General features: G+C 74.2%; 14 protein-coding genes. 2 read left to right on the forward strand and 12 right to left on the reverse strand.

The annotated features are described in order from the left end of the window. The first annotated feature begins 173 nt into the window (after window positions 1-173). Complete coding sequence (locus WMF11_RS05190; protein WP_437976637.1) at window positions 174-1553, forward strand: MATE family efflux transporter; 1380 nt, start codon at window positions 174-176, stop codon at window positions 1551-1553. An 84-nt stretch (window positions 1554-1637) separates the two neighbouring features. On the opposite strand, the gene panD is transcribed toward WMF11_RS05190, so the two are convergent. From panD to WMF11_RS05245, 11 genes are all read right to left on the reverse strand, one after another. Beyond that, window positions 1638-2027 (reverse strand): aspartate 1-decarboxylase, encoded by a 390-nt coding sequence (gene panD / locus WMF11_RS05195; RefSeq protein ID WP_437297999.1) that lies wholly within the window; start codon window positions 2025-2027, stop codon window positions 1638-1640. A 133-nt stretch (window positions 2028-2160) separates the two neighbouring features. Further along, window positions 2161-3306: a hypothetical protein gene (locus WMF11_RS05200; RefSeq protein WP_437976638.1), complete on the reverse strand. Its 1146-nt coding sequence runs from the start codon at window positions 3304-3306 to the stop codon at window positions 2161-2163. Beyond that, window positions 3306-3482: a hypothetical protein gene (locus tag WMF11_RS05205; RefSeq protein ID WP_437744419.1), complete on the reverse strand. Its 177-nt coding sequence runs from the start codon at window positions 3480-3482 to the stop codon at window positions 3306-3308. Before WMF11_RS05205 ends, WMF11_RS05200 begins: the two co-directional genes overlap by 1 nt. 202 nt (window positions 3483-3684) lie before the next feature. After that, window positions 3685-4830, reverse strand: a complete 1146-nt coding sequence (locus WMF11_RS05210) for a metallophosphoesterase (RefSeq protein WP_437976639.1) — start codon at window positions 4828-4830, stop codon at window positions 3685-3687. A 102-nt stretch (window positions 4831-4932) separates the two neighbouring features. Next, window positions 4933-5478, reverse strand: coding sequence for a DUF1232 domain-containing protein (locus WMF11_RS05215; RefSeq protein ID WP_437549802.1), 546 nt, complete (start codon window positions 5476-5478; stop codon window positions 4933-4935). Between the two features lie 220 nt (window positions 5479-5698). Continuing rightward, a complete protein-coding gene (locus tag WMF11_RS05220; RefSeq protein ID WP_437976640.1) occupies window positions 5699-6877 on the reverse strand; it encodes a hypothetical protein in 1179 nt (392 codons plus the stop codon). Between the two features lie 47 nt (window positions 6878-6924). Next, window positions 6925-8004, reverse strand: coding sequence for a dipeptidase (locus WMF11_RS05225; RefSeq protein ID WP_437976641.1), 1080 nt, complete (start codon window positions 8002-8004; stop codon window positions 6925-6927). Between the two features lie 4 nt (window positions 8005-8008). After that, window positions 8009-9346: a protein kinase domain-containing protein gene (locus tag WMF11_RS05230; protein WP_437976642.1), complete on the reverse strand. Its 1338-nt coding sequence runs from the start codon at window positions 9344-9346 to the stop codon at window positions 8009-8011. 106 nt (window positions 9347-9452) lie between these two features. Continuing rightward, entirely contained in the window at window positions 9453-12008 is a 2556-nt protein-coding gene (locus WMF11_RS05235) for a transglycosylase SLT domain-containing protein (protein ID WP_437976643.1), read from the reverse strand. 179 nt (window positions 12009-12187) lie between these two features. Then, window positions 12188-12589: a c-type cytochrome gene (locus WMF11_RS05240; protein ID WP_437976644.1), complete on the reverse strand. Its 402-nt coding sequence runs from the start codon at window positions 12587-12589 to the stop codon at window positions 12188-12190. Window positions 12590-12999: 410 nt separating this feature from the next. Continuing rightward, window positions 13000-14406: a sensor histidine kinase gene (locus WMF11_RS05245; protein ID WP_437976645.1), complete on the reverse strand. Its 1407-nt coding sequence runs from the start codon at window positions 14404-14406 to the stop codon at window positions 13000-13002. A gap of 228 nt (window positions 14407-14634) precedes the next feature. On the opposite strand from WMF11_RS05245, the gene WMF11_RS05250 reads away from it, so the two are divergent. Continuing rightward, window positions 14635-14865, forward strand: a complete 231-nt coding sequence (locus WMF11_RS05250; RefSeq protein WP_437976646.1) for a hypothetical protein — start codon at window positions 14635-14637, stop codon at window positions 14863-14865. Here WMF11_RS05250 and WMF11_RS05255 read toward each other — a convergent pair. Beyond that, window positions 14862-15326: an SRPBCC family protein gene (locus WMF11_RS05255; RefSeq protein ID WP_437549809.1), complete on the reverse strand. Its 465-nt coding sequence runs from the start codon at window positions 15324-15326 to the stop codon at window positions 14862-14864. The two genes, WMF11_RS05250 and WMF11_RS05255, sit on opposite strands and share 4 nt — an antisense overlap. Window positions 15327-15372: the final 46 nt, after the last annotated feature.

Raw genomic sequence — 15372 nt, forward strand, 5'->3', positions numbered from 1 at the left:
CTTTGCGTCTTTGCGCCTTTGCGTTCTTTTCTCGTTCTTCTCCTCTCGATCCGGCTCGCTTGTTTCTTGATAAACTTATGTAATCGTTGATCTTTTGGTGGTCGTCCCACCTCCGGCGAGCGCTCCCACCCAGGCGCGCTATGGTGGCGCCCCTTTATCGAGCCGGTGAACCCTTGAACATCGCCCCTCTCGCCGCGGACAGCGCGCGGTCCGAGCTGCGCGCCCTCGCGCGCCTCGCGCTGCCGATCGCGGTGGCGCAGGCGGGGCTCGTCGCGATGGCGCTCGTCGACGTCGCGATCGTGGGGCGTGTCTCGGTGAACGAGCTCGCCTCCTGCGCGATGGGGAGGACGATCGTCCACACGAGCAACGCGCTCGGGATGGGCGTCTCGGCCGCGGTCGATCCGCTCGCGTCGCAGGCGATCGGCGCCGGTCGCCCGGGGCTGGCGTGGGCGGCGCTGCGCGCGACCCTGCGCGCGAGCCTGCTCGTCAGCGTCGTCGCGTTCGGGGCCGCGCTCGCGGCGACCTTCGCGCTCGCGCCCATGGGCGTCGATCCGGCGCTCGTCCCCGGCGTGCGCCGGTACATCCTCGGTCACGCGCTGTGGATCTTCCTCTGGCCCGTGTTCCTCGCCGGGAAAAACTTCCTCCAGGCCCACGGCGCGACGCGGCCCGCGCTCGTCGCCGTCGTCGCGGCGAACGCGGTCAACGTCGTGGCCTGCAACCTGATGGTCCGCGGCGACGAGGCGCTGCGCTGGGTGGGCCTGCCGCCGCTCGGCCTGCCGCAGCTCGGCGCGCTCGGCGCGGGGCTCGCCGCGAGCCTCGCCAGCGCGGTGCTGGCGTCGATCGTCCTCTTCGCCGCGGGGCGCCGGCGCGGGGCGCCCCGCGAGGAGGACGGCGCGGTGCCGGTGGCGGTGGTCTACCGGCTCGGCGTGCCGATAGGCCTGCAGCTCCTCGCCGAGGTCGGCGTGTTCGGGATGACGGCGCTGCTCGCCGGGCGGCTCGGCGCGACCGTGGTCTCGGCGCACCAGATCGCCATCGGGCTCGCCTCCTTCACGTTCATGGGCGCCATCGGCGTCGGCGGCGCCACCGCCGTCCGCGTGGGGCACGCGGTCGGCGCGGGCCGGTCGCCGCTGCGCCCCGGCGTGCTCGGCCTCCTGCTCGGCGCCGGCCTCATGTGCGTGAGCGCCTCGATGTACGCCGCGTTCCCTCGCGCCCTCATCGGCGCGTTCACCCCGGACGCCGACGTCCTCGCCATCGGCGTCCCGCTGCTCCGCATCGCCGCGCTCTTCCAGCTGTTCGACGGCGTCCAGGCGGTCGCCGCCGGCGCGCTGCGCGGGGCGGGCGACGTGCGGTTCCCCTTCTGGGCCAACCTCGGGGCCCACTGGGCCTTCGGCCTGCCGCTGTCGATCGGGCTCGCCTTCGGGCTCGACCTGGGCGTCCGCGGGCTCTGGTTCGGGCTCACCGCGGGGCTCATCGCCGTCGCGGGGGGGCTCTCGGCCCGCTTCGTCCGGCTGGCCCGCGCGCCGCTCGCGCGGGCGCTGCCGCACGCCGGGTGACACGCGCGCTCCGCCGGTCCGCCGGTCCGCCGGGCGCGCGGCGCGTCTCGGGCGAGGCGCGAGGCGCCCGGCTGGCCCGCGGGCTCAGTTGGGCGCGAGCGGGCCCGGCGTCTCGGGCGGCTGGTCGGCGAGCGGCCGGTTGCGCCCGTCGACGCGCAGGACGCGCGGCGTGTGCCGCCGCGCCTCGGCGTCGTCCATGTCCGCGAACGTCGCGATGATCACGAGGTCGCCGGGCTGATTGAGGTGCGCCGCCGCGCCGTTGATGCACACGACGCCCGAGCCGCGCGCCCCCGCGAGCGCATACGTGGTCAGCCGGGAGCCGCGCGTCACGTTCCAGATGTCGACCGCCTCGTACGGCAGGATGTCGGCGGCCTCGAGGAGGTCGGCGTCGATCGTGACGCTGCCCTCGTAGTGCAGATCCGCGTGGGTCACGGTCGCGCGGTGGATCTTGCTCTTGAACATCCGTCGGTTCATGCGTGATGCCCTCTGCCCTTCCCGGCCAGGGACGGCGGCGCGCGCGCCGGGTCGAGCACGCCCCGCAGGCCCGCGGGCGAGGCGGCTCCCTCGCCAGGGGAAGGACGGGCTACCTCATGCGCGCAGGCGGCGGTCAGTCAAGGAACAATCGCTGCCGCAGGAGCCGGCCGCCCGCCAGGTGGATGGCGTCCTCGTCGGGCAGCCGGTCGTCCGGGCCTGGCAGCGCGTCGGGGTGCGCGACCACCAGGACGACCTCGCAGGGACCCACCGCGACGTCCCGGAACAGCTCCTCGCGCGTGCCCGAGATGCTCGCGCCGCCGGCGCCATCCAGCGCCAGCTCCACGGGCCACGGGCGCGCGCTCCCGCCCTGCACCAGAAAGGCCCTTACCGCGACCGGCGCCGGCACGCGTGTGCCGGGCGAGAGCGCGATCGTGAGCCTTTGGCCCCTGCCGACGTGGCGCGGGGCGCCCGGCCCGCGAGCTCCCTGCTGCGGGCCGTCGCCGAGGGTCGTCGTCGCGAGCGTGTAGTCGGGGAGCGGGGCGGCGCCCGGCGCGAACGGCGCGGGCCGCAGCGCGAGCAGCGACACGAGCGCCGCCGACACGACCCAGCCGACCACGCCCACGGCCGCCCGGGCCCGCGCCGCCGGCGTCGTCCGCCGCGCGCTCCGCCGCTCGACGACCAGCTCGGGGTGCGGCAGGCCCTTGCGCGGCGGCCTGGCGAGGGCGTCCGCGCCGTCCTGCGCGCGCTGGGCAGGCTGCCCGGGCGCCGCGCTCGAGCGCGCATCGCGCGGCGGCTCCGATGTCCCGGGCGGCACGGATTCGCCGTCGATCGCGCGACAGACCGGCGCGTCGGTGGTGGACGGCGCGCTCGTGCCGCTGAGCGAGTCGGCGTCCGCGCCCAGCGGCGCGGCATCGGCGACGTCGCTCGCCTCCTCCGCGTCGCAGTCCCACTCCTCGGGGCACCGGAAGCGGATCCCCGACTTCCGATCGACCGCTGGACGCGCCAGCGGAGACGGCGCGGGCGCACCGCCGCGCGGCTCCCGGAGCTGGGCAAGGAGCTGGTCGGCGAGCCGGGCGCGGGTCTCGTCGTCGAGGGGCGGCCGGACTTCGCGCTCTTCCCGCCCGGCGCTCGAGGGGGACGCGGTGTTCGCGGCGTCGCCCGGAGCGTCTTGCGCGTCCTCCGGGCGCGTCTCTTCGGCGAGCCTGCGCCAGCGCGGATCGGTCGTCGGATCCCGCTGTGCGATGCGCGTCAGGGCGCGCAGCAGCTCGTCGTCGTCCATCAGCCGCTCCCCGCGTCGAGCCACGCGGTACAGCGCTCGCCCCGCCGGCACCGGCTCAGGAGCGCGGGCGCAGCACGGGGGACCGGAAGGGGGGGGCGCCGCTCGCCGAGCGTCAGGGTAGGCACCCCGTCGCTCAGATTCGCCTCGTGGATCAGCGCGAGCGGTCGCTCGGGCATCTGATTCCCTTCCCCTGGGGATCGAAGCACCCCAGTTTGCTATTCACGTTATCCGGTCTTCGCGGCGCGCGTCAATGCGCTGGTGGCCGCGCCCGGGGGCTTCTCCCGCGGGCGCGTGTCGGCGTGGCCGTCGCCGTGAACGTGGTCGTTGACGACACGCGATCGCGTTGCGGACGGCGCTGAAGTTTTCTCACAACTGCGTCTATTTTTTCGGTTTGGTCGCTTTGGTCGCTTTGGTCGCGTCAGTTGCGCCGGTTGCGCCGGTTGCGCCGGTTGCGCCGGTTGCGCCGGTCGCGCTGGACGCGTCGGTCGCCTCGGTTGCCTTGGTTGCGTCGGCCGTCAAGACGCGCACGGTGTCACCGACAATCTCCAGCGCTGCTGGTTTTCCGCCGTAATGCGACGCCATGCCGACGTCGATCCGCCAGATCTTGTCGCCGCAGGCCGATGTGGCGCCGTGCTTCTGGACCGTGTGGCCCACGACCATGCGCTTCGCGGACATCGCCGCGAGGGTCTGGTCGAGCGCCGCGCAGGGGGGCGACCCTGGGCTCGGCGGCGGCTCGCTCGAGTAGAGGCGCGCCCACACCGGGCTGTCCTCGGCCGCGATCACGGCCGGCGCGGAGGGGCTCTTCCCCTCCATCCACGCGCGCACCTCGCGGTTGATCCGCGCGATGCCGTAGCGCGTGTGGGCCGGGAGCACGCCGCCGTGCGCGAAGACGGTGTCGCCGACCGCGATGATCACGTCGCGCGCCGCGAGCTTCCTGGCGTAGAGACCGCCGGGGGCGAACGCGGCGGCGCGGGCTCGCGCGGGAGGCGGCACCGGCGCGAGGCGGGGGCCCGACGCGTCGAGCCCGGGCACGTCCTCGAAGTCCTTGAAGCCGCCCTCGGTGACGTAGCGGAAATCGAGCTGGACGTTCATGACCTCGTGGTTGCCGTTCAACGCGTACACGGCGCCGCCGGCGGCGCGCGCCTCGACGGCGAGGCGATCGAAGAGGTCGACGATCTCCTGCTCGCCGTCGCCGCGGTCGAGCTCGTCGCCCGTCTGCACGAGCACGAGCTTGCCGCCGATCCAGCGATCCGCGCCGTCGATCGCGCCCGCGATGCGCAGGGCCGCGCGCGTTGCCGCGAGGTCGCCGTGGACGTCGCCGATGGCGACCACGCGATCGGCGGCCGGGTAGGCGTAGGAGCGATCCGCGTCGGGCGGCGGCGCGGCCGGGGCTGCGGTGGAGCGCGAGGGCGGAGATGAGGCGGCGGCGGCCGGGCTGTGCGCCGTCGAGGCGGGTCGGTCGGCGTCGCAGCCCGCGGCGAGCAGTGCGGCGAGCAGCGCGGTGAGGCGGGGAGCGGCTGACATCGGACGCGATCCTCCGGGGGATGATCGGGGGTGTACCATGGCGAGCTGTGAACGCGCCGCGACGCGCCGCGACGCGCCGCGGCGGCGCCTCGACGCGCGCGCTCAGGCCGGGAGCTTGGCGGAGAGGAAGGATTTCAGCTTGATCAGGTTCTTCGCGTCACGGCTGAAGCTCGGTGCCGTGTAGCTCGACGCCCAGCCGGTGATCTCGTGCATGAACGAGGTGCGGACCTGCTCGTCGCCCAGGATGTCGTCGACGGTGCGGCCGCGCGCGGCGCCCTTCTCCAGCGAGCGCACGTAGCCCTTGAGCCGGGCGTAGTCGCCGCCGAGCAGCTCGGCGATGAGCTCCGCGTCGCGGGCGAGCCGCGCGAGGGCCGGCGCCTGGTCGCGCAGCTCCGGGCTCTCCGCCGCGGCGAAGGACGCGGCGACGCGCAGCACGAAGGCGTCGTCGAGGAAGCCGAGATCCTCGATGCCGTCCGGGATGAGGTCGAGCGACTTGAAGAGGTAGTTGAGGCCCCCCGCGAGCGATCGGCGCGTGGCCTCCGGGCTTTCCGGTGAGGCGAGCAGGCCCGCCAGATCCGTGGCGTCCGAGGCGAGGCTGCGCAGCCACTCGGGGAACGTGTCGAGACAGCGGTCGTCGAGATCGGTCATGGGATCCTCCCGGCGGGAGCGCGAGGGTAGTCCGAGGGGCGCGGCGCCGTCCATGCCATCCATGCACGCGAAGGCGCTCGGCGCCGCTTCGGGCGCCGGGCGCTGCGACCAGGACGTCGTTGCCGGCGCGGGCGCGCGCGTCGCCGGCGCGCGTCGATCGGGGCTCGCAAGCGCCGCGCCGCGCAGCGCGCGCGGGCGCGCCAGCGCGGCAGCCCCGCGATCATTCGTCCGGTAACCCGAACCCGACCTGCCCCGCGACGCTCGAGCTCGCGCGCACGCTCACCTGGATGCGCACCGAAGCGCTCTTCGAGGCCTCGGCCGCCTCGGCGACGCACGCGAGCGCGCGCGCTCCCGCGTCGCCCACGAGCCGCGGGAGCGCGGCGCCGACCTGGGCCACCGCCTGGGCGTCGCCGAGGAGCCGGTGGCCGAGCGCCTTCTGGGCGTGCAGCAATGCCGGCAGGTTGGCCTGCAGCGTCGCCGCGAGCCGCGCGGCCATCTCGCCGCCCTGCACCACGCGCGTCTGGACCAGCGTGGGCGTGCAGGCCGCGTGGACGGCCGCGTGCGCGCGGCAGCACGCCTCGCACTCGGCGTCGCCGCTCGGGGGCCACTCGATCCAGGAGCACTGCGGCGCCTGCCAGGTGCCCGCGCAGCGCTCGTGGCACGTGTCGTCGCAGCCGCCGTCGCACTTGCCGTCGCACTGCCCCACGCAGCGGCCCTGCGCGTCGTAGGTGGAGCACTCCCCCCCCCAGCACTGCCCGGTGCAGCGCCCGTCGCACGGCCCGTAGCAGCGGCCCTGGCAGGTGCCGGAGAGCCGCGTGGGCTCGCAGTACACCACGATATCCTCTTGAGTCAGGTCCACGTTGCACGAGCCGCTGCACCGCGCGCCGCTCGGCTCGCAGTCCGGCTGCGTCAGCGCGACCCCCACCAGGGCGTCCTGGAGGAAGATGGCGTCGATCGCCGCCGAGACCGGGCCGCAGGCGCCGCTGGCCTGGCCCCCCACCTCGTCGCGAGGCGCCATCTGCGCGGGGGGTACCCCGAGATCCGCGCCCATCCGGCGGCACGCGTCGGCCACCTGCGCCTCGATGACGACCGACACGACCGCCATGTCCTTGGCGGCCTGCACGAACGTCCTCACCTTCGCGTTCGTCCGGGCGTCCGCGGTGAGCTGGGCCCCGAGGACGTCGCCCGGGTCGCGCAGCTCGGGGCAGGAGGCCTCGCCGGCGCCCTCGACGCGCGGGAGGCCCGCGGCGAGCTGGGCCCAGCGGACGTCGCCCGGACCGAGCAGCTCGGGGTAGGCGCCCTCGACGCGCGGGAGCTCGGCGCAGCTCGGGCCGGCGATCGACACGAAGAGCGCGAGGGCGAGAAGCCCTCGCGCCGACCGAGCGACTTCCCGGCGCATGCGTGGCGTTTACCACGATCGCGCGGGCGGCGCGCGGCGGCCTCCGGCTACGGGCGCGCGCCGCCGGCCGCGCTCGCGCTCTTCGCATCCATCGCCGGCCGCCAGCCGAGGATGCGCAGCGCGTTTTGCGAGAAGATCTTCACGACGTCCTCGCGCGACATGCCGCGCTGCCTGAGCCGCGCGGCGAGCGCCGGGAGCGCCGACGCGTCGTCGAGCCCCCTCGGCGGGACGATGCCGCCGTCGAAATCCGAGCCGATCGCGACGTGATCGACGCCCGCCACGCGGACCATGTGATCGACCTGCGCGACCACGTCGTCGACGTCCGCCTCGCTCGTGCCGTTCACGAAGGGGGCGTGGAAGTTGAGCCCCGCGACCCCGCCGCTCCGCGCGATGAGCCGCAGCTGCTCGTCCGTCAGGTTGCGCGGCCGGTTCGCCACCGCGCGCGCGTTCGAGTGCGTCGCGACGATCGGCGCGCCGTGCGCCGCGGCGATCGGGACGAGATCCGCGAACGCGGCGTCCGAGATGTGCGAGACGTCGATCAGGACGCCCTGGCCGTAGACGCGCTCGCAGAACCGCTTGCCGAGCTCGGTCAGCCCGTACGCCGCCGGCTCGCCGGTCGCGGACGACGAGAGCCGCGTGTTCTTCGCGTGGTTCGGGCTGATGAGCCGCACGCCGCGCGCGATGAAGCGGTCGATCTGCGCGATGTCCGCCGCGAACGCGCCGGCCCCCTCGATCGAGAGGAAGGTGCTGATCTTCCCCGGCTCGGCCCGCGCCGCGCCGAGCGGGAGGAGCACCGGGTTCGCGGCGATGATCGCCTCGATCGTCGCGAGGACCGCGCTGGCGTCCTCGATCTGCGGGCCCTCGGGGCGCGCCTGGTCGGGCAGGTAGATCGGCAGCACGATGCCGAGGTAGTGGCCCGCGACGAGCGTCTCCCTGCGGGCGTGGCCTTCGCCGAGGCGCCTGTCGCGCCCCTTGAAGTGGACCTGCCAGGGCACGTCGACGTGCAGATCGACGACCGGCACGGGGGGCTCCGCGGGCGGGTCGCCGAGCGTGGGCCGCGGCGCGCCCAGGGCGCCGGCGGCGCAGGTGACGGCGAGCAGGGCGCGGACGCGGGCGCTTCCGTTCATGCGCTCACCGGCTCACCAGCACGCCCAGCGCGAAGCCGACGCCGAGGCACACGAGCCCGATGAGCCCCACGAGCCACCAGGCAGCGCCCTCCGAGCCCCCGCCCTCGGCAACGAGGGGGACGTCCACGACCCGCACGTCGTAGTGGCCGCCCGTGAGCGTCGGCACGCCGGCGGGCTGCTGCGCGCTGATGTGGGTTGGCCTGGCCGAGAAGGTCGCCGTGGGCGCCACCGACGGGGACGCCTGGACGGGCGGCGCCGTCATGCGCGGCGGGGGCACCGTCGGGATCCTGGCCGCGATCGGCGGCACGCTCTGCACCGGCTGCGTGACGTTCTGCGGCGGGGGCGCCATGTTCTGCGGCGGCGGCGTCGCGCTCTGAAGCGGCTGCGGCGGCGGCAGCGAGGGCAGCTGGTGCGTCAGCGCGGGCGACGCCGGCGCCTCGGGCCGCGCGCTGGGCGTCGCGATGCCCGTGCGGTGCGCGATGGCGCCCAGCGTCTGCGCCATCTCCTCGGCCGTCTGGAAGCGCCCTGCCACGTCCTTGCAGAGGGCGCGCTGGAAGAAGAGGCCCCAGGCCGCGAGGTGGGGCGCGACCTGCTCGATCGGGCGCACCTCCTTGGCGAGCACGGCGGTGAGCCGCGCGAACTCGTTCTCGGCGGGGAACGGCTGCGTCGCCGTGAGCATCTCGTAGAAGATCACGCCGACGCTCCAGAGATCGGCGCGCGCGTCGACGCCCTGCGCGTTCTTGATCTGCTCGGGGCTCATGTAGCCGGGCGTCCCGAGGAGCGTGCCGGCGCGGGTCTTCAGGCCCATGCCGCCGGCCGCGTCCATCACCTTCGCGATGCCGAAGTCGAGCACCTTCACGCGGAAGCCCCCGCGCGGATCGCGGATGAGGAACAGGTTCTCCGGCTTCAGATCGCGGTGGATCACCTTGTGGCTGTGCGCCGCCATGAGCGCCTGGAGCACCTCGTGGATGATCGGCACGGCCTGCTGCGGGGGGATCGGGTTGCCCGTGTCGATGTACGCGGCGAGCGGGACGCCTTGCAGGAGCTCCATGACGAGGTACGGCGTGCCGTCCTCGGCGCGGGTCGCCTCGAAGACCGAGGCGATGTTCTGGTGGACGAACCCCCTCGTCGCCTCCGCCTCGGCGAAGAAGCGGTGGAGGACCTGCTCCTCCTGCGTGAACTCGGGGTGGAGCACCTTGATCGCCCGCTTGCCCTCGCCGCGAAGGCCCTCGGCCTCGTAGACCGCGCCCATGCCCCCCTCGCCGAGGAGACGCAGGATCCGGAAGCGCCCGTTGAGCACGGCGCCCACGAGCTGATGGGAAGGGCTCGATGGGTCGATCACACGCGGACTCTACCAAAGCTTGAGCGCGGCCCGCTCGCCGAAACCTCGGCGGTATGCGGCTTCCGCCGGCGCTTCGGCGTTTGGCTTCCGGTTCCGCCGGCGCGGGTCAGGGCGCGGCGTTCGCCACGGCCGAGCGCGCGGCCGGGCTCGCGGGGAGCGGCGTCCGCAGGGCCTCGCCCGGCTGAGCGCCGGCGTAGAGGAGCTCGTAGACGGCGAGGCTCGTCATCACGCGCTTCGTGTAGAGCCGCGTCTCCTCGTACGGGATGCGCTCGACCCACAGGTCGAAGCTCTGCGAGGGGCGCTCCGCGATCCATCGCTTCGGCGCGCCGCCGCCCGCGTTGTAGGCGGGGATCGCCAGCAGGGGGTTGTCCGAGAACTGGCCGCGCAGCTGCGAGAGGTAGCGGCAGCCGAGCGCGATGTTCACCTCGGGGCGCTTCAGCGCGTCGGCGCTCCACGGCAGCCCGAGCGGCTTGGCCACGAGCTTCGCTGTCGGCACGATGAGCTGCATCAGCCCGAACGCCTGGGCCGGCGAGGCCACCCTCGGGTCGAAGGCCGACTCCTCGCGCATGATCGCGTAGGCGAGGGCCTCGGGGATCCCGCTCCGCTTGGTCTCCGCGGCGACGAGGCCGGCGAAGGGGCGCGGGTAGGCGAGCTCCCAGGCGCCGCGCCAGCGCCCGACGGGGTAGTGGTCGACCCACTCGCCCGCGAGCTCGACGGCCGCGGGCGCCGCCATGGCGGTGCGCAGGATGCTGTACGACTGCGGCAGCGCGCCCGAGCGCGCGAGCAGGAACGCCGAGGCCCACATCACCTCGCGCGGCGCCGTCTTGCCCCCGACGCCGAGCAGGTCGAGCTCGCGCCGCGCGAGCTTCGCTTCCCCCTGGCGCGCGAGCTCGACCGCGCGCGTGAACGCGGGCTGCGCGAAGAGCGGGCTCCTGAGCTCGGTGTACGGCGCGCTCGCGTCGCGCTCCAGGGCCGCGGACAGGGCGCGCTGGGCGGCGGCGGGGTCCACGTCGGCGAGCCGCGCGTGCGAGAGCGCCATGTAGAAAGAGAGCGGGTAATCGCGGATCACCTGCTCGAGCAGCGCCTTCCCCTTGTCGGGCGAGCCCGTCTCGATGTGGGCGCGCCCGAGGTAATAGGGGAGCCTGCCGGCGGCGTGGTACGCGCGTTCGTGCGGGAACCGCTCGAGCGCGCGCTCGAGCGGCCTGACCGCGCCCGCCCAGTCGCCGCGCTCCATCTCGAAGAGCGCGAGCTCGAACAGGCCGTCGGCGACCATGTCGCCCGACGGGTAGTCGTCGGGCATGGCGGTGAGCAGCTGCACGAAATGCGCCTGGTCCCCGAGCCCGAGCAGCGCGCGCGCGCCGAGGTAGCGCGCGTCGTCCGCGAGCCGGTGATCCGGGTATTCCTTCTCGAGCAGCGCGAAGCGCGCGGCCGCCTCGGCGTGCCGATCGACGCGGAGCGACGCGCGCCCGGCGTTGTAGAGGGCCTCGGGCCGCCGCGGGGCGGGCGCCCCGCCTGCGGCGGGGGCCGCGCTTGCGGCGGCGGGCGCGCTCGCGCTTGCGGCGATGGGCGCGGCCGGCCCGCAGCGCTCGATGGCCGTGCCGAAGAGGTCGGCGGCCTCGGCCCGCCGCCGGAGGCGCCCGAGCGCCTCGCCGCGCGCGGCGAACGCGTCGCAGGCGAAGGCCGAGGGCGCCTGCGCCTCGGGGAGGGCGATCAGCGCGTCGGTGACGGCGAGCGCTTCCTTGTCCTGGCGCGAGGCGAGCAGGGCACGCGCGCGGGCGAGCAGATCGGCGGGGCCCAAGTCGAGGAACGGCTTGCGCCGCGCGAACGGCAGCGTCGACAGGGCCTGGTCCCGGATCTCCTTCGCCTCCCCGGCGCCGGCGCCGCCCGGCGCCTCGTCGATGACGCGCCGGGTGACGCGGACCGCCTCCTCGGCGTGGTCTTCGCTCGGGTGGCGGAGCAGCGCGCGGGCGAAGCGGAGCGCCTCGGGCACCCACGTCGACGCAGGCCAGCTGCGGGCGAGGTACGCGCGCCAGCGCGCGGCCGCGCCCTCGATGTCGCCCTTGTCGGCGAGCGCGCCGGCGACGATGCGATCGAGCTCGTCGGCGATCGCGACGTCCGACGCGACGGCGCGCGCGCGCTCGAGCGCCGCGTCGGGCTGCCCCGCCCTGGCGAGGAGATCGGCCGCCGCGAACCTCGCGTGATCCGCGAGCGGCCCGCCCGCCGCCGCGGCGGCGTCGTACTCCTTCGCCGCGCCCACGGGATCGCCCGCGAGGGCGCGCAGCCGCCCGAGCTGGTAGCGAAACGCCGCCGCGTCCGCGGGCGACAGGGGCGCCGAGAGCGCCTGGGCCATCGCCGCGGCCGCGCCTGCGTACGCCTCCTGCTCGACGAGCTTCTGCACCTGCGCGAGCCGCGGGTCGTCCAGCACGAGGGTGAGGCGCTCGGGGTCGAACGCCGGCGCCTCTCCCGGCGTGCCCTGGACGACGGGCCCGGCCGGCGCTGCGCTCGGCGGGGGCGCCGGCTGCGGGCAGAGCGGCGGGCAGGCCGCCGCCCCGCGCTGCGCGGGGGGCGCGCCGGCGCACGAGGCGCCGAGCGACGCGGTCAGCGCGAGCGTGGCGGCCAGCGCGAGCGCGGCGGCCCCGGAGCGGGCATCCAGCCTGAACATGCCTGCACCATACTCCGGATCGCGCGATCGCACAGCGATCGAGGCGAGCGGCGCGCCTGCGAGCCGCCGGCGCGCCCTCTCGTGAGCTGGCGCGCCTGCGAGCCGCCGGCGCGCCCTCTCGTGAGCTGGCGCGCCGGCGTTCGGACGTGGTGGGAAGCGTGCGGGGCAGAGACGCGGCGTTACTGTGCCGCGTCGCAGGCGAGGAAGACCCGGATGGCCTCGATCGTGTCGTCGGAGAGCTTCGAGCCGATGGGCATCCCGTCCCCGCCGTTCGCCCCGCCGATCTGGATCTCCGCGAGGATCTCCTCCGCCTCGGCGGTGACGCTGGCGGGGTCGTCGACGTTGACATCCTCCGGAGCGCCGATGCGCGACGCGCCCTCCGAGGTCGACAGATGACAGGGCGCGCACTGCGTCTGGAGCGCCTGGTAGCCCGTATCCGCCTGCGCGGCCGAGTCCGGCGGACAGTCACCGAGCGGCGAGTCCCCGGAGGTATTGCCGCCGCCGTCATCGCCGCCGCAACCTTGGAGAGCGCCAATGACAAAGGGCGCGAAGCAGAGCAAGAGCATCGTACGAACGGGCATCAAAGCACCTCAACAGCTTGTTAGGGAAGGGGAGCGAGCCGGAGTCGAGCTCCGGCCATGCAGGCCGGCCGGCCGGGCGCTGCGCGCCGATGGTGCCTGGGGCCGCGCACCGGGTCAACAAAGACGGATCGGTGTGTACCGAAGGAAACCGGGATCGTCCGAGGGGGGCAACCTTGTACAGGTTCGAGGCGCCGTGGGTCGTCCGAGGGGGCAACCTTGTACAAGTTCGAGGCGCCCTGGGTCTCCTCGGCGGCAGCATCGTGCGAGGGGAGGCGCCGCCGGCCCGTGTGGATGGGGCGGCTACCGGGGCACGTCCGGGACCGGCGTGTCGAGCTCGAGCCCGGCGCCTGTCTTTCGCAAACGCATCCTCATGTCGCTCGCGGAGCGACCTGGGCGCAGCCTCCCGGGCGTCATGCGTTGGTGCTCGAGCCGATGTCGAACGCGTGCGCTGGCTCGGCGCTCGCTCTGGGCAGCTCGAACCAAAAGAGGCTCCCCTTGCCCACGACCGTGCGGAGCCCCACGCGGCCGCCGTGCGCCTCGGTCAAGCGTTTGACGGTGGCGAGCCCCAGGCCCAGACCCGGCACTCGAGCGCCTTGCGCTCGGACGTGAGGCTCGAACACCAGGTGCTCGAGGGCCGGCGCGACGCCGGGCCCCGTGTCCTCCACCTCGATCCGCACAGCCTCTCTCGCGTCGAGCACCCGGATCACGACGCGACAGACCGCCGCGTCGCCGAGGTACTTGAGCGCGTTGCGGATCAGGTTGGCGAGGATGCTTGTCAGCACGCCGGGGCTCGCGGCCACCGCGCACGGGGCGAAGGGCTCGACGCGGAGCTCCGCGCCGAGCTCCACCGCGACAGGGGCGAGCTCGACCATGAGATCGTCGATGACGGGGTGCACCTCGGCGCGCGCGCCTGGCTCCGGCCTGGCGCCCGCGCGAGCGAACTCCAGCAGCCCGTCGGTCATGCGCTTGACGCGCAGGATGGCCTGCCGGCCCCGCTCGAGCCCCTTTCGCGCCGGATCTCCCTCGTCGCAGCGGCGCAGCGCGACGTCCAGCGCCAGCGCGACCGCGCCGAGGGGGCTGAGCACATCGTGCGCGACCCGACCGGCGAACTGCTCGAGCTCATCCGCTCGACGCTCCAGGACCACGCCCTGCTGCCAGAGCAGCCTCACGTGGCGCCGGACCTGCACGGCGGCCGCCGCGCAGGCCAGCAGCGCGAACGTCACGCTCGTCGTGTTGAGCACCAGCGCGGTCCGACGGGAGTGAACGCGGTTGGCTGCGATCTCGATCGCCAGGCGGCGTGCGTGCCGGGCGTTGAGCTCGATGCTGGCCATCACGGCGTCGTTCGTCGAGTTGAAGTCCGCTCGCAGCGCGCCGTCCACGAGCCTGTTGGCCTCGTCCGGATGGCCGTTCGCCACCAGCGAGAGGGCCCGATCGGTGTCCAGATCGAGCTTGCCGAGCGCCTGCGCGACGCTCTGCCACTGCTTCAGCTCTCCCGGATAGAGGGGCATGCCGAGGTAGACGTCGACGCTCCGGGATAGGTTGTCGCGCGCCTCGTCGAGCTCGTGGCGGTCGCGCGGGCGCCCCAGCGCGGCGTCGTTGACGAGGTCGCTCAGGAGCGCCTGGGTATGCCTCAGCTCGGCGCGCGCGGCCGCCAGGTGCATGATGCTCGGCGTGGCGTTCTCCGCCAAGCTCATGGCCGCCGCGTCGATCTCGGCGGCTCGGTGCTCCGCGTAGCCGGCGGAGATCACGAAGCTCGCGATAGCGACGAAGAACGCCGCAAACAGCGACAGCAGGATAGAAGGCAGCCGCTCGAGCATAACAGAAGACTTCGCTCTCGCCGGGTCCTTACGCCGTCGCATCGCCATGCCGGGATGCTGTTCCGCCGTCCCCCCGAGCGCAACGCGGGAAGTCCCCCGTCGCGGCTCGCCCTCGCTGCATCAGCGGATGTCCCCCAGGCTCGTGTCGAGGGATGATGAAATAACCACGATGACGCTGGTGCGCCCCGGGGCACCCTTGGTTTCCCTGAGCGCGATCGAACGAGCTTGATGAGCACCCCTGAGGCCCCCGGAGAGGGTGTCCGTGGGGCGGCGCGGGGGACGGACCGCTGTCTGAGCCTGATCGACGAGCTCTCTCCGGCGTGCGCAGCGCGCCGGAGAGAGCTCGTCGATCAGGCGAGTTCGGTGGGGCCCCCGCGCCGCCCCACGGACACCCTCTCCGGGGGCCGGGCCGCCGGAATCCGCGCCCTCTCCGGGGAGGGCCGGCCGGCGCAGCGCTAGCTCGCCCGCCGCCGCTCCAGGTGCGTCTTCATGGCCTTGAGATCCCCGTGCACCGCCTTCTTGAAGCTGCCGATGAACAGCCGCCCCAGCGTCTCCATGAACCAGCCCATCCCGGCGATCTCGCCCTCCATCTTGAGCAGCGTGCCGGCGCCCTCGGGCTCGAAGACATACCGGAAGCGATAGGCCCCCCGCCCCGTGGTGCCCTTTTGCCCATCGACGAAGAGGTCCAGACGCCTGCCTGGCTCCGCCGCCGTGACCTCGAACAGCTCGGTCGATTCCTTGCCGAACATCTTGCGGGTCTCACGCCACATCGCGCCCTTGCCCACGACGGCGCCCGTGAGCCTCTCTACCCGCACGAAATTGGGCATCCAGTCGCCGAACGCGTCAATGTCGGTCGCGAGCCGGAAGACGTCCTCGGGCGATGCATCGAAGCGCTCTTCAATGGTGAACAGGAGCGGCATCTCGTTCTTCTCCTAGGCTTTCCCGCGCGCCGCGCCATCGTGCCGG

Origin of the sequence: Sorangium sp. So ce295 (assembly GCF_051527405.1) — a bacterium.
Lineage (GTDB): Bacteria > Myxococcota_A > Polyangia > Polyangiales > Polyangiaceae > Sorangium > Sorangium cellulosum_B.

Coding starts and splice junctions, on each gene's coding strand:
- WMF11_RS05210 (WP_437976639.1), bottom strand. CDS start 4,830: ATGTCAGCCGCTCCCCGCCTCACCGCGCTGCTCGCCGCACTGCTCGCC.
- WMF11_RS05250 (WP_437976646.1), top strand. CDS start 14,635: ATGAGCACCCCTGAGGCCCCCGGAGAGGGTGTCCGTGGGGCGGCGCGG.
- WMF11_RS05200 (WP_437976638.1), bottom strand. CDS start 3,306: ATGGACGACGACGAGCTGCTGCGCGCCCTGACGCGCATCGCACAGCGG.
- WMF11_RS05255 (WP_437549809.1), bottom strand. CDS start 15,326: ATGCCGCTCCTGTTCACCATTGAAGAGCGCTTCGATGCATCGCCCGAG.
- WMF11_RS05235 (WP_437976643.1), bottom strand. CDS start 12,008: ATGTTCAGGCTGGATGCCCGCTCCGGGGCCGCCGCGCTCGCGCTGGCC.
- WMF11_RS05220 (WP_437976640.1), bottom strand. CDS start 6,877: ATGCGCCGGGAAGTCGCTCGGTCGGCGCGAGGGCTTCTCGCCCTCGCG.
- WMF11_RS05205 (WP_437744419.1), bottom strand. CDS start 3,482: ATGCCCGAGCGACCGCTCGCGCTGATCCACGAGGCGAATCTGAGCGAC.
- WMF11_RS05240 (WP_437976644.1), bottom strand. CDS start 12,589: ATGCCCGTTCGTACGATGCTCTTGCTCTGCTTCGCGCCCTTTGTCATT.
- panD (WP_437297999.1), bottom strand. CDS start 2,027: ATGAACCGACGGATGTTCAAGAGCAAGATCCACCGCGCGACCGTGACC.
- WMF11_RS05225 (WP_437976641.1), bottom strand. CDS start 8,004: ATGAACGGAAGCGCCCGCGTCCGCGCCCTGCTCGCCGTCACCTGCGCC.
- WMF11_RS05245 (WP_437976645.1), bottom strand. CDS start 14,406: ATGCTCGAGCGGCTGCCTTCTATCCTGCTGTCGCTGTTTGCGGCGTTC.
- WMF11_RS05215 (WP_437549802.1), bottom strand. CDS start 5,478: ATGACCGATCTCGACGACCGCTGTCTCGACACGTTCCCCGAGTGGCTG.